Consider the following 13529-nt stretch of genomic DNA (forward strand, 5'->3'; position numbering starts at 1 on the left):
CGTTATTATTCTTTACTTAAAAGTTTTATTGCTTTAACCTTATTATTCGTTCCTGAATCTTTAATTTTCCCAACAGATTTTCCTGTAACGCTACTACTTTTATCGGATAAAACAACTGGATATTGCGTAAGATTATGTATTTCAAAATCAAAGCCTTTAAAGTCATTTTGATTTGGCAGATTACCGTGTAATAATCTGATGTTATTTTTATCTCCACCCACTTTAATTTTCAATCCTTTTTCTAGTGCTTCACTAGAGCCACGAAATGTTATTCTATGCTTACTCCCACCAATATATGCCACATTTCCAGACCCATTATAGTAAGGTTCTTTAGAGGGCAAGAGCGTAATGTCGGCATGATATGCTTTATCCCTTTCGTATGTGGAAGCGTAAGCAGGGCCATGGGTAACATCGGCTTTACAGTTCACTAAATCACCAGAACCTAACGAAAAGCCGTTTTCACAACCTATCGCAACACAACCTTCTACTCGTTTTTTTCCTGTAGCATGTGCAATAGTAACACCTGTTCGCATATTTTTTACAGTACAATTCAATACCGTTACATTGGAAGTGCCTCTTTTATAAACCTGTCCATCTATTATCGTTTCCCCTCCATCATAAGCACGAATACCAGCTTCGCCAGTACTTAACATATAGCCTTTTGGGAGTCTATAGCCCCAAACCGTCATAAAATCGACATCAAAAGCCGGGCCTGAAGTTTCTTTTAAAATAGCGTCTGTTTTCCGTACCTCGCCCTCTACATAACAACCTTCAATAATGGGGTTGTTTGCCGCTTGCATAAAAATACAGTGACCATAACTTCTATGTGTAAATTTTGAGTTCTTTAAGTGATTTGACTCTCCACGAACCAAACAGGCACTATGCTTTTGATGTGGAATAACAAACTTGCCCCCTTTACCAAAAGCATCGCCATACCCATAAGGAAAAGACCCTTTGGTTGTAACATTAAAACCTTCGACTCTATTATGTGCGCCATCCATAACAATATTGTTTGCTCTTCTAGTAGGATTGTCGTGAACAGACCCCTGATCTACCAAGGTTAAATTTTTAAGAACATTATGGTTTCCTATAATTTGGATTTCATAAACCTGAAAGTTACCAAACGCCTGAAAAACCTTGGTATCGACATTAATGGTTACTCCAGAGAAATCGTAAGTACTATTATTTCCCTCAAAAAGCAACAACACTTTACTAATGTTCTTAATCTTAGTTTCCTGCGTATACAGTCCATTTTTAACGTCTTGGGCAGTAATGGTGTATACACCCGGCTTCATTTTAACGTTAACTCCATTATCATCTAAATACGGCTTTAATTCTTGTAATGAATGCACCACAGTTTGTGCATTAAGCTTTAATCCAGATAATACAAAAACCCCTAAAAGGAGTATGCTATAAGCGTTTGAAAACGTATACTTTTTAATATTTTTTAAATTGTTAACAGATGTAGACATGTGGTTTTAGCTGAGTTTATAAGATTGCATATAAAGTGATAAAAATACTTAAGACCTTATCATTCTAATATAAATTATGATCCAATCACTATAAAACAAATACCTTAGGGTATAAAATCTTTTAATTTTAAAGAATTAGGCCTATAGACATGAAACTTTTTAACATATGGGCTTATGTAACATAGCCACTAAAACCTTTACGCCCGAATTGTTAAAGAGCTGAATTTTACATTTACTCTAAAGCAAATTCCTGAACCTTCCCTTAAGGAACTTATTTAAGCAACACTTTTTACTTATTTTTTTATGATGCTAGGCCCCAACAAACCAACTGCTACAGAGTATCAAATAACACTATTATTAAGGTTTAGCTATTTTAAAAACATGGTTATTAAAACCTTGATCGGTTACCCCTCCCACCGACACTCCTGTACAGTTTTTGCTATTATCATCTAAAACCACAGGATACCCCGTAAAGTTATGCAATACGATGTTTGAAGCTGGATAATTCTCATCTTTTTCAAGCATACCAATAGTTTTATTATCACCGCCAATATTAATTTTTAAGTTTTTATCGGCATGCTGTAGGGCATTTTTTAAAATAATTTTATGATTATTTCCTATTATTATAGCAGCATGACCACTGCCATTATAAGACTTGCCCTTGTATGGCAATAAGGTTATCTCTGCATTCATACCCGTATCATTTGGATAGTCTACACCTAATGCGGGCCCATGTTGTGTGTCGGCATAGCAATCTACAATATCACCAGAACCAATACAAAACCCTCTTTGACACCCAATAACGGTAGTACCTGAAACATGTTTTTTTCCTGTTGCATGTGTTAAGGTAACACCAGCCCTCATATTCTTAACGGTACAGTTAATAATCGTTGGGTTTGAAGTTCCTCTGTTGTATGTCACACCATCTATAATCGTTTCTCCACCATTATATGCCCTTATGCCCTCCTCGCCTAAACACATCATATACCCCTTCGGCAAGCTGTACCCAAAAACCGTTTTAAAGCGTACTTTGTCAGCATCAGATCCCGATCCTTTTTCTGTTAACATATCGTCTGTAGATCGCATTTCTCCTTCAACATAACAGCCTTCCACAATAGGCCAATCTGCAGCTTGCATAAATATGGCGTGCCCATAGGAGCGGTGTATGATGGTGCAGTTTTTTGCATGATTTTTATTTCCTCTAATTAAAAAAGAAGAATGTTTTCTATGATTAATAACACTTTTTCCACCCTTTCCAAAAGCCTCTCCATAACCATAAGGGTAAGATCCTTTTGTGGTAATATGAAAACCTTCAACCCTATTGCTTGCACCATCCATAACAATGTTTGTTGCACGCCTTGTTGGGGCATCGTAAACAGAACCGACATCGGCTATAGTCAAGTTTTTTAAAATGTTATGATTCCCGATGATTTGAATCTCATATAGCTCTTCGGTTTTACTTGGAAAAGCACTCAACACTTCTGTACTCACATTAATAACAACATCTGTAAAATCATAAGTACTGTTATTACCCGAAAAAAGAAAAAGCACATTGGCGTGGTTTTTAACAACGGTAGCGCTTGAAAAATGGCCATTATGAATATCTTTAGCTGAAATAGCGTATACGCCTGGTTTTAAAACCACATTTACATTACTCTGGCTTAAGTAAGGTAATAATTCTTTGAGTGAACTCACTTTAGTTTGGGCATTCAAAATAACGCCTATCAAAAGAAAAAAACTAAAAAAAAGTAGTCTATGAGTTTTTAATTGACCTTTATACTTATTACGTTTTAAATGTATTGAAAATGTATTCATATGTTTTAAGCTGGTTTAATAGTATTATTTTAAAGTTATAAAAATACTTAAGGGGTTAAAACCGTAGTTTAATCTAGAATTATAGACGATTCACGCCCCTCTTTTATTTCATTTTTATGAATTATCGACTCCTTAATAACGGTAATATTTACCATCGAACAATATCGATATATTATTATACTGATATCCGTTTTCTTACTTTATTGAATTGCCTTGCGGTATAAATCTTCTGTACGCGCCCTCAGCTTCTTCAAAATAACGGTATGCTCTGGACGGTTCGCCAAATTTTGCTGTTCTAGTGGGTCTTTTTCTAAATCATAGAGTTCTTCAATTTTTGGCGTATGTTCATAATACACAAAATACTTCCATCGTTCAGTTCGCACACCATGCGCTCGATAAGACTTATTACGGTCTATCAAACTTTGGTTTATTTCATCTACGTTTTTTTCATAACGTTCTTTAAACATGTCGACTAAAAACAAATCTTCCATAAAGACTGCATCACGCCATTGCGACATGTCTTGAGTTTGATTTAAAACCGCAGTAATAGCTTTTCCTTGCATCAAATTTGAGGGCTCTAAACCTGCTAAAGACACTATTGTAGAAGCCATATCTACAGATGAAACCAAGGCGTTTTCACGGCGTTGCCGTTTAGATACTGGCATGCGTCCATCATATATAATGAGTGGCGCTTTAACAGACTCTTCATACAGAAGACATTTATCGAACAATCCGTGCGACCCTTGAAAACGTCCATTATCACTAGTATAAATAATTACTGTGTTTTCAAGCATGCCTTTTTCCTTAAGCTTTTCTACCAATAATCCAACCTGATCATCTACAGTATAACCTTGTGTAGCGAAACGACGAACAAGACCTTGGTACATTTCTGGGGTAGACGACCTTTGCCTGTGCAAATACACCCCTCTAGCATTTTCTTTTACTACTTTTGGCAACACGGGATTGTCTCCCGCCACCCAGTTATCGGGTATTGAAAAATCATGATCTTTAAATTGCTCATAATGGGGCATATACACGTCCCTGTCTTTATCGTGCTTTACAGCATAAAAACTAACCGACAAGCAAAACGGTTGGTCTTTGGGTTGGGTATCTATAAAGTGAAGCATGGCCTCACCGGTTCGCAATGTTCTTCCTGAATTTTTTCGTCCCTCCTTAAAAATATCCTGTAACACCACATCATTTTCTGGCCAAACCACATGCCCCTTCCAATCGTAAGTTTCACTTCCAGCAAAATAATCGAAAGTATTGCTTAAATGTTCTTTATAAAATGGCTCTTTTGGGGTACTTGGCCGCGTTGCCTTTTCACTTACCGTAAATCCTACTTTCCCAATAAAACCTGTACGATAGCCTGCATTTTTAAGTATTGCAGGATAGCTTTGAGCAAAATCTGCTTGCGACAATGTATAATCATCAGGAGCCACAAACCCAACCCTATGATTGGAATTATAACGACCCGTCATCATGGTTACGCGACTAGGCATACATATAGCAACTGCATAAAACGCATTATCGAATGTTACGCCTTCTTCTGATAACTTATCAATGTTTGGTGTATTGAACTCTGGCCTTCCATAACAGCCCATAGTATCCCATCGTTGATCGTCTGTCATAAGAAAAATAATATTAGGTTTCGTTTTGTCTTTAGAGCCGCTTTGTTGTCTGATTGTATTTTCAGATTGCCCATGAGCCAAAAAAAACAACAGAAATAAACTAAAAAACAAGATTTTATTTACATATTGCATAAACACTGTTTTAATGCTGAGTTTTAAACAAGGAGGCTGGCAAGCCTTCTTTATTATATAGATTTGCACCTTCTGGGTTAGACGACCAAGCATACCGTACTTCTATAGGGTTTTGTATGTCGTCGTGCCATACTTCAATTTTATTTTTACTTATAATCTTAGCTTTTGCCCATTTCCATTGCCCTTCTTTTCCACAAATTTGAAAACCTTTTAAAGGAGCGTCAATTGGAACAGCAGGATTCATCAAATGCTTTTCTCCAACCATAAGGCCTGATCCAACATGATTAAAAGCAACAACAATTTTAAACCCTTTTATTTCTGAATTTTGATATAAAGGACCGCTAAACACAAGCTTTTTTCCGTACGCTTGATTTAAAGCCCATAAAGAAAGACGCTTTCCTACATCTATTTTATTCTTTGGATGAATGTCTTTTGCTTCTCCAACATCGTTCAATACCGCCATGCCAGTATTGGGCACTTTAAGTACGCGACGCATTTGATCTGATAATACGGCCCAGCCATCGTCGTCGCCCACAGGTTGCTCATTAGGCATTTTATAATTTGCTAATTGACAATAGTAGAAATACAAAGTATCTTGTCCCCACGCTGTTCTCCAGTTTTCAATAAGCGCCGAAAGCTTTAAACCATAATCTTCAGGAAAATTACTCGTATTACTCTCACCTTGATACCAAATAGCACCTTTAATGGCAAAAGGAATCAAAGGATGCACCATCGCATTATACAGTGTGGTTGGTATTTGTCTGTCACGGCTAGGATGTACAGGCTTTCGTGGTTTTATTGGTGTACGACTTCCCTCTAACTCGGACTGTTTCACTTCTGCTTCCCATGCTGTGAGTGTTTGTTGATACGTCGCATTTACTTTAGCATCTTCCCACGTAGCCAATTGCGTGCTGTAAATGGCCAGCTCTTTATTGTAAATAACTTCTAACCTTTCGTTTGATTGATAAGCACTTAACGGCATCCAGGGCTCAATTTTAGTGGCTCCTAAATTACAACTCAAAACAGCTACAGGAACATTTAGTTTACGACGTAATTCCCTTCCGAAAAAATAAGCAGTCCCCGAAAACTCATTCACCTGCCCTGGAATGGCTTTAGACCACGCCCCTCTGCCTTTTGTTTTTTCTTCAAAAACACTAAAATCTTGGCCCACTTTAAACTGTCGAAATAACGGATCGTTTGCAGTAGCCGCTTCATTACGCAAATAGTCAGCAATAGGTTCATATTTAGGTTCTACAGCTTCCCCTATTAACATCCTAAAAGGTCGGTACATGTTAGATTGTCCGCTACAAAGCCAAACTTCACCAACCAAAACATCCACTAACTTTAAAGTAGTTACCTCATTATTATACTGAGCGGTAATTGTTAAAGCTCGTGATTTGCTTGAGGCTTTTAACGCATCTAAATCAACACGCCAGTTACCCTGCGCATCTGCTTTTATTTTCTTTTTTTGTTCTGCAAAAAACACTTCGACTACCGCATGAGCTTTTGTAGTTCCCCAAACGGGTACTTTTTGACCTTGTTGTAAAACCATGCCATTAGAAAAGATACTAGGCAATTCTATTTCAAAAGCAAAAGCAGTATTGAAAATCAATACAAAAAAAACTATATAGCTGAATTTTACTTTTATACTGTTCATCATATATTATTACCTCAAATACAATTAATTTTTAGGAAATTCTTTTGGTAAAGGCGGTATGTTTAAAACCTCCTTTTCATCTGGAACTCGATTTGATGTTGTATTAGCATCGCCATACCAGTAAACGCCTACACCGTAACCCATATCGCAATCGGTGCCGCTCCACACTTCCATATCTAACTGTAAGGAACTTTCAAAAGGCATACCATCTAAGGCACGTGTTCGTGTTTCCGTACTATAACCTGACGTGTTTTTTTCGTTTGTAGTTTTAGGATTTAATTTATTATAAACATACGAACGCGGTTGTGCATGAAACGGATGTTCATAAAATTCGGTACTGCGTCCTCCCCAGGAATAGGCGTAATAATCTTCTGTTCCTGTTCCAAAAATGGATGGAAAATCTTCGCCATCAACCCAAATTTTCTCGTCACCTTCACCCCACCATCTTTTAACAGGGTTCATTATTGTTAAAGCATCACCTACATAAACACCACGTCCTTTTAAGGTAACATAATTCCAATCGGAAAACGGACGGGTTGGTACGGGGTATTGTCCGCGCCATGCGGCATTAAAATACATACTTGCACGATCCCATTTCCAATCGCCTATGGTTGCTTCAAGCTGAACATTTACTGATTTCTTTCCTAAGTTTAAAACGGTAATCTTACCCGACTTTTGATAAGGCATCACCCAACGACAAGACATAGTACCATCATCTTCTACGGTTTGATACCACCCTTTTACTGGATTTAAACCAATACCAGTTCCGAAGAAATCACCAATAGGAGTCCAAACGGTTTCTTGCCCATCGAACTCCATTTTTAAAACTACAGAGCGCATGGTTGCCGGATCTTTATAATCGTCTAGTTTAAGAACGAGAGAACGCACTGCTGCTGTTCCATTAGGCAGAGCAACGGATGCTTCTTTATTAGACTTCAGCTTCGCTTTGATTGAAACCATTTCACCTTCTTTAGTGTTTTGTGGCTTTGAAAGTTGCTTTCCAATTTTTTCTATAAGTGGTTTTGCTTTGTTAAAATCGTGCATAGTAAAGGTTTTTACAGAAGCATTTTCATCATATTCTCTATACGTATATTGAAAAAAGAAAGGCTCCTTTAATGCTGTAATTTTGCAACCTTTAGCATAAGGTATTGGAAAAAACGAAACTCCTGAGCGCAAAGAAGGGTGTGCAAACGGATAAGGGAAAAGACCTGTACCATCAAAAAGGCTAACCATATTACCTTCTAGTACGGGTTTAGGATTACCATCTAAATAAATACGAACTATTACATCACTACCTGCTTCCAATTGATTAAGCCATGGCGTCCAAACGCGTACAAGCGCCCCCGAACCAACGTGATCCATTAACACCCATTCTTTTTCACCATTAGTTTCTTCTGTTCTAATAAAATTGTGGTCTCCTTCTCCTTTATTATAATCGTGATTTGTAAACCATCCCACCGAGTCCTCTGGCTTTACAGAAGCTCTATTGTAACTACTCGCTTGTTTTAATCTAAAATTATTTTTGGGAAACCGGGCTATAGCATCCCGATCCACCATCTCTTTTAATAAAGATTCCATGGTTACTTTCTCTGCATTTTGAGCGGATGCTGAAAGTATAAAAATTAATAAAAGAATGCTTAAAACCGATTTCATTTGATTATTATTTATTTACATACACATAACGTATTCTACACGCATGTCCATTACTTTGGTTATCTTTTTCGTTAGCTATTTTTAATTCTAAAACGTGTTTTTTATTTTCTAAACCACTTGCCAGAGTAAAATACCATGGTAAATGCAACGATTTACTCCATTTTAAAAAAAGATTTCGTTTTTGCCATGGCCCTTTATCTATGCGGTATTCAATACTGCCGGCATCCTGTCCTGCTGCCACTGCAATCCCCACGGTGTTTCCCTCAAACGGGATTTTTAATAAACTACCCAGGGTTTCACTTATCAACATTGGAACATCTATATAATTGTGCCGAGTACCTTTGCCATCTTTCGGGTTCCATACGGGATCAACTTTCCAGCCTTTTCTTAATTTTAAAGTTAAAATATCCAACAAAACACCGTTTTCGTAATTAAAAGCATCTAAAGGTTTTGGTAAGTTTCTGGCGGCTATTTTATCGTCATCATCAATAGGTCCACTAAACGCATCTTCCAAAAACTGAATCATAGAATGCGCATAAATGCCTTGTCCAAACGGAGAAGGGTGCAAATTTTTAAAATCATTTTGCCATGTAAATTCCCCCTTATCGATTCTTTCAGTAACCTCCAAGGCTAAATTTATGGTGGGAATACCATAATGCTCCGCAACACGATTATGGTTGCTAATGACTTCCGGTTCTTTTCCAGAACGGTAGGTTTCCATTTTATCGGGATCTACAAAATGCATCATCACGATATCAACCTCTGGATTTGATTTGCGCATGTGCCTCACAATGCCTTCCATTCCTCTAATTTGTTCGGTTGCGGTATTCCCGTTAGTAGCATCGTTTACAGCCGCTTCTTCAAACAACAAATCAATTTTTCCTTTTGATAATACATCGCGTTCTAATCGGAATGCTCCAGGCGTTGTTCCCATAGAAGGAATGCCCGCTGCTATAAACTCAAATTCGGTTTCTGGAAATTTGTTTTTTAAATAGTTACAGATACTGTCGCGCCAACCGCCATTATGCGTAATAGACCCTCCAAGAAAAGCAACACGGCCTTTTTTATTGCGCTGAAATTGAATGTAGCTATTTTGCAATCCACTTCGGATGTTGTGGTAATTTGATGCATTCAATGGGCCGTTTTTTGTGCTGTGTTTCAGAATAAAATCGACTACCATTTCTGGGTCATCAATATCATAATGATGCCCTTTCGATTTTTGAATGCCCGAACGACACGGTGAAACCGTGGCTGTGCCACCTAAACGGATGTAATTATTCACTAATAACAACGAATTCTCATCTGGAGGAACCACTTCATCATGCAGCCCTACAGTATGCAGAATAGGCACTTTGGCTTTTGCTAGAGCTTCTAAATTATCAATGGGGTTATTTTTGTATGCTTTGGCTTCGGCATCATTTTTAAAGCCATATTCCGCTTTTAACACTTCCCATTCCTTTTTGCCTCCTTTGCTGTTACCAAAACCTGCTGGCCAACTTTTAAAATCGCATACCACAGCATCGGCATATATACAGGCCACTTTTTCGGCATTTTCTTTTGCCCAGTTGTAGATGAATAAGCCCCCACGACTGTGCCCATGTAAAGCCACTTTAGCTTGTAATTTATAAGTGCTTGTAAGATGCGTGTAAAATTCACTCCAAACGGCAACGGCTTTCGGACTTCCAAATTGATTGTCCGTATTTATATAAGCAACATGAAAGCCTTTTGCTAAAAGCATACTATCTATTTCGGCATGATAGTCTGGAAAACGCCCTCGCCATAACCATGGGTTTCCTGGTAAGGGTTTTTCAGGACGCGTTAAAAAGGCCGCTTTTCCTTCAATTTTAAAATGAAGGCGCTCAAAACCCTTCCAATTGGTTTTAACGGTTTCATCATTATTATTTTGCGCAAAACCCCACGAAAAAGTGAAAAATGCTACAAAAATGACTATAAATAGTTTTTTATCTTTCATTCTAATTTAAGGCACTTATTCTAGTTAATTTAAAATAGAAGGCACCAATTTCATTGTTATCATTATCAATAAACCATGAGGACATCGCCGTTTTACCTTTGGTAAAGTTTCCTTTAAATTTAACAGATTGGTCTTCTGCTTGCACTAATTTTTCTTCTTTCCATCCACCAATTTTCACGACAGCCTTCTTAAAGTCCATGGCTTTCCCTTCAGATATGGCTTCAACATAGGTCGTTGCTTTTCTACCGGCAACGCCTTCATTAATCTTTAAACCCGACTCAAATGGCCAGCGGCTCACTTCAATTTCATAAATACCATCACGTTCAAATTCAAGGGTGAATTCACCTCCAATGGGATTTAATTTAGCTTCTCTAACATAATCTTGATTCCATGGGATTGTAGAATCATGAACATGTACGTCATGACACGTAAGTATTATAGGGTTTTCTTTTTCTGAACCTACAATTATGACTGGAAACTGATTGAACTCGGTAGATACTGAGCGCCACCACTCTTCGTAATACCCACGCATTTTGGTAACGGTCTCTGGAAATTGAGTTGCTAAATCGTTGTTTTGACCTGGATCCGTAGCAATATCATATAATTCTGTGCCATTAACTAAGCGCATTTTATCGGACATCACGGCGCTTTTTCGCCATTTAATGGGTTCTTGAACACGCTGCGAATCTGTAATTAAATAATCGCGTTTGAAAACCGCATCTTTATTCCATAATAAAGAAGAAATATCACTACCATCTAAGTCTAATTCAGGCATTTCTAAATTACAAATTGTGGCTAATGAAGGCAATACATCTAAATGGGCTAACATGGTATTAACATCCCTTCCGCCTGAAATACCGCCCGCTGGATAGGAGATAAAAAATGGCACTCTATGCCCGCCTTCGTACTCACTATTTTTAATCCCCTTCATATTAGCATTATAACCAACCATCTCACCATTAACTTCTTGATATCCTGTAGCCGTACCATTATCTGTCATAAAGATAATGATGGTATTATCCTCTAATTTCAATTCCTTCAATTTGTCTTGAAGTCGTTTGAAATTATCATCCACATTGGTAATCATGCCATAGAACACTTTCATGTCTTCTGGAATGGCTTCATTTTTATATATGTTGTAATATTCCTTAGGAACATTAAATGGAAGATGCGGTGCATTAGCCGATATATAACAAAAGAACGGTTGGTCTTTATTCTTTTCAATATAGTTTATGGCTTCCCCAAACCAAACATCGGTACAATAGCCTTCCATTTTTTTAGGCACTCCGTTTTCAAAATAGGTATCATCAAAATAATCATTATTCCAATAATCTGGAGTTTGCCCTACACCACCACCGCCATGAGATAAGGCATATTTAAACCCTTTATCTTGTGGCCGTGACGGATAATTATCACCTAAATGCCATTTACCAAACAGAGCTGTTTCGTAACCATTGTTTTGAAAAATAGTCGCCATAGTCACTTCTTTTTCACGCAGAATGGATACACCACCAATGGTGTGCCAAACCCCTACTCTATTTGCATAACGCCCAGTCATTAATCCCGACCGAGAAGGGGCACAGGTAGGAGCGACATGAAAATCGGTTAAACGAACCGCTTTATTATAGAACTTATCTAAATGCGGTGTTTTTACAATAGGGTTTCCTGTACATGCTAAATCCCCATACCCTTGATCGTCGGTAATAACAATAATAACATTGGGTTTCTGTTTTGTTTGAGCAACTACTGCATAAAAACCTAAAAAAACAGATAAAAGCAATAGCACTTTAGATAAATTGGCCGTTTTCATTTTATATATAAATTATTTATAATTGTAATTAAACTACTTCTACCTGACCATCACTTAAAATTATTTCCAAGTAATTTTAGCTTTTCTTGTCTCGGTGTCTAACCAAACACTGGCATGTTCAAATTCGCGAGTAAAGACCCATCCTTTGGGGTTTACCCGTTTAAATGCTTCTTTAGGACTCCCTAATGGTTTATTGAGTTCAGGATAATCAATGAGGTTGCCATCTTCTAAATTCCATCCCCAGTTCCATTGAAAATATGAATACGGTTGTGCGCCAATTAGGTAGCAAGCCAAATAGTATTCTAATTGATCTTTGGATTTTTGTTCAATACCATCCGTATTTATGGCTCCAATAGTGATATCGGTTTTCCCTTTACCTTTTGCCCCAAAACGGTAAATGGACATTTTCCCTGCTTTTGCAACCATAAGCATGTCGTTCCATTCTTTAAGCAAATTTTCTTTAGTGAGGCGCGTTGGATTAGCATGTTCGAACATAAAGGCATCACAAAAAGGAAAAACAGCTGCATTGTCGGCAGCATTATTTCCAATAATTATTTTATTAGGACCCAGCTTTTCTTTTAAGGCAGCCATCATTTCTGCTTTTGCACGCCTAATTTCCGGATCTTTATCTGGAAAATACCCCGACTGGCCCGTTGGGTTCATGCGATCAATAAATATTCCATCAGCGCCTGAAACTGCAACACCTTCAAAAGCCTGTTCTACCCACCATTTTCGGAAATCAGGATTTAAATAATCAAAATAATATGTAAATGCTGGCCCATTTGTTTTTTCCATCAATTTACCCGTTTTCGGATGATTGACTAAAAATTTAGTAGTTTCCTTTTTACTAGCAACCCCTTCTGGTGTAAGATCTTTATTGAATCGTGTAAAAGGCCACGCCACAAATGAATTGTAATAAAACAGTACTTTAATACCTGGTTTTACTTTATGAAACGCTTCCACTTCTTGTTTTGTGCCCAAAACAGCATCACCAAGTAAATTAAATCCATGTGATTTTTCCATAGAAATAAAATTGGTTCTTTGTGCTATAAATTTTGTTTCTTCGGGTTTCAGAACGCTATCAATATCTCCAAAATGATAGTACATCGGTGTCGTTTTCCAACTGAATTTTGGAAAATACGCCTTCGATTTAAACGGACTGCCATCACTTGTAACATAAATGGCATTACCGGCCTCCTTTTGTGACTCTTGCGCTACCACATTAGCAGAAAACGACAACGATAGAAAAATTATAAACAATATTACGATTTTGGTAATTTGTTCTTTTGTATTACATTTAAATGTTTGTATTTTCATTTTTTATACTATTTAAAGCCTTTGTTCTTCTATAAGTTATCATTTACCCAAACCCTTACATTATGAGCAA

General features: G+C 37.4%; 8 protein-coding genes. All 8 read right to left on the minus strand.

What is annotated here, in order from left to right; all coding sequences use genetic code 11:
- Window positions 1–5: 5 nt before the first annotated feature.
- Window positions 6–1472, minus strand: coding sequence for a right-handed parallel beta-helix repeat-containing protein (locus ACFFU9_RS11235; RefSeq protein WP_379861535.1), 1467 nt, complete (start codon window positions 1470–1472; stop codon window positions 6–8).
- A gap of 357 nt (window positions 1473–1829) precedes the next feature.
- A complete protein-coding gene (locus tag ACFFU9_RS11240; RefSeq protein WP_379861536.1) occupies window positions 1830–3287 on the minus strand; it encodes a hypothetical protein in 1458 nt (485 codons plus the stop codon).
- Window positions 3288–3487: 200 nt separating this feature from the next.
- The gene (locus tag ACFFU9_RS11245) at window positions 3488–5050 is read right to left on the minus strand and encodes a sulfatase-like hydrolase/transferase (RefSeq protein WP_379861537.1); all 1563 of its coding nucleotides are present in this window, start codon (window positions 5048–5050) and stop codon (window positions 3488–3490) included.
- A gap of 10 nt (window positions 5051–5060) precedes the next feature.
- Window positions 5061–6710 (minus strand): sialate O-acetylesterase, encoded by a 1650-nt coding sequence (locus ACFFU9_RS11250; protein ID WP_379861538.1) that lies wholly within the window; start codon window positions 6708–6710, stop codon window positions 5061–5063.
- Window positions 6711–6731: 21 nt separating this feature from the next.
- Window positions 6732–8360, minus strand: a complete 1629-nt coding sequence (locus tag ACFFU9_RS11255; RefSeq protein ID WP_379861539.1) for a glycoside hydrolase family 172 protein — start codon at window positions 8358–8360, stop codon at window positions 6732–6734.
- A 7-nt stretch (window positions 8361–8367) separates the two neighbouring features.
- Complete coding sequence (locus ACFFU9_RS11260) at window positions 8368–10332, minus strand: SGNH/GDSL hydrolase family protein (protein ID WP_379861540.1); 1965 nt, start codon at window positions 10330–10332, stop codon at window positions 8368–8370.
- A gap of 1 nt (window position 10333) precedes the next feature.
- Window positions 10334–12142, minus strand: coding sequence for an arylsulfatase (locus tag ACFFU9_RS11265; protein ID WP_379861541.1), 1809 nt, complete (start codon window positions 12140–12142; stop codon window positions 10334–10336).
- Between the two features lie 60 nt (window positions 12143–12202).
- Window positions 12203–13459 carry a putative glycoside hydrolase gene (locus ACFFU9_RS11270; RefSeq protein ID WP_379861542.1) on the minus strand — a complete coding sequence of 419 codons (1257 nt, stop codon included), beginning with the start codon at window positions 13457–13459 and terminating at the stop codon, window positions 12203–12205.
- Window positions 13460–13529 lie beyond the last annotated feature (70 nt).

The sequence above is a fragment of the Mariniflexile ostreae genome, from assembly GCF_042427585.1.
In the GTDB taxonomy this organism is placed as follows: Bacteria; Bacteroidota; Bacteroidia; order Flavobacteriales; family Flavobacteriaceae; genus Pseudalgibacter; species Pseudalgibacter ostreae.

What these genes read in the sequence shown, in the direction of transcription:
- ACFFU9_RS11235 (WP_379861535.1), bottom strand. Translation starts at nt 1,472, where the DNA reads ATGTCTACATCTGTTAACAATTTAAAAAATATTAAAAAGTATACGTTT.
- ACFFU9_RS11240 (WP_379861536.1), bottom strand. Translation starts at nt 3,287, where the DNA reads ATGAATACATTTTCAATACATTTAAAACGTAATAAGTATAAAGGTCAA.
- ACFFU9_RS11245 (WP_379861537.1), bottom strand. Translation starts at nt 5,050, where the DNA reads ATGCAATATGTAAATAAAATCTTGTTTTTTAGTTTATTTCTGTTGTTT.
- ACFFU9_RS11250 (WP_379861538.1), bottom strand. Translation starts at nt 6,710, where the DNA reads ATGATGAACAGTATAAAAGTAAAATTCAGCTATATAGTTTTTTTTGTA.
- ACFFU9_RS11255 (WP_379861539.1), bottom strand. Translation starts at nt 8,360, where the DNA reads ATGAAATCGGTTTTAAGCATTCTTTTATTAATTTTTATACTTTCAGCA.
- ACFFU9_RS11260 (WP_379861540.1), bottom strand. Translation starts at nt 10,332, where the DNA reads ATGAAAGATAAAAAACTATTTATAGTCATTTTTGTAGCATTTTTCACT.
- ACFFU9_RS11265 (WP_379861541.1), bottom strand. Translation starts at nt 12,142, where the DNA reads ATGAAAACGGCCAATTTATCTAAAGTGCTATTGCTTTTATCTGTTTTT.
- ACFFU9_RS11270 (WP_379861542.1), bottom strand. Translation starts at nt 13,459, where the DNA reads ATGAAAATACAAACATTTAAATGTAATACAAAAGAACAAATTACCAAA.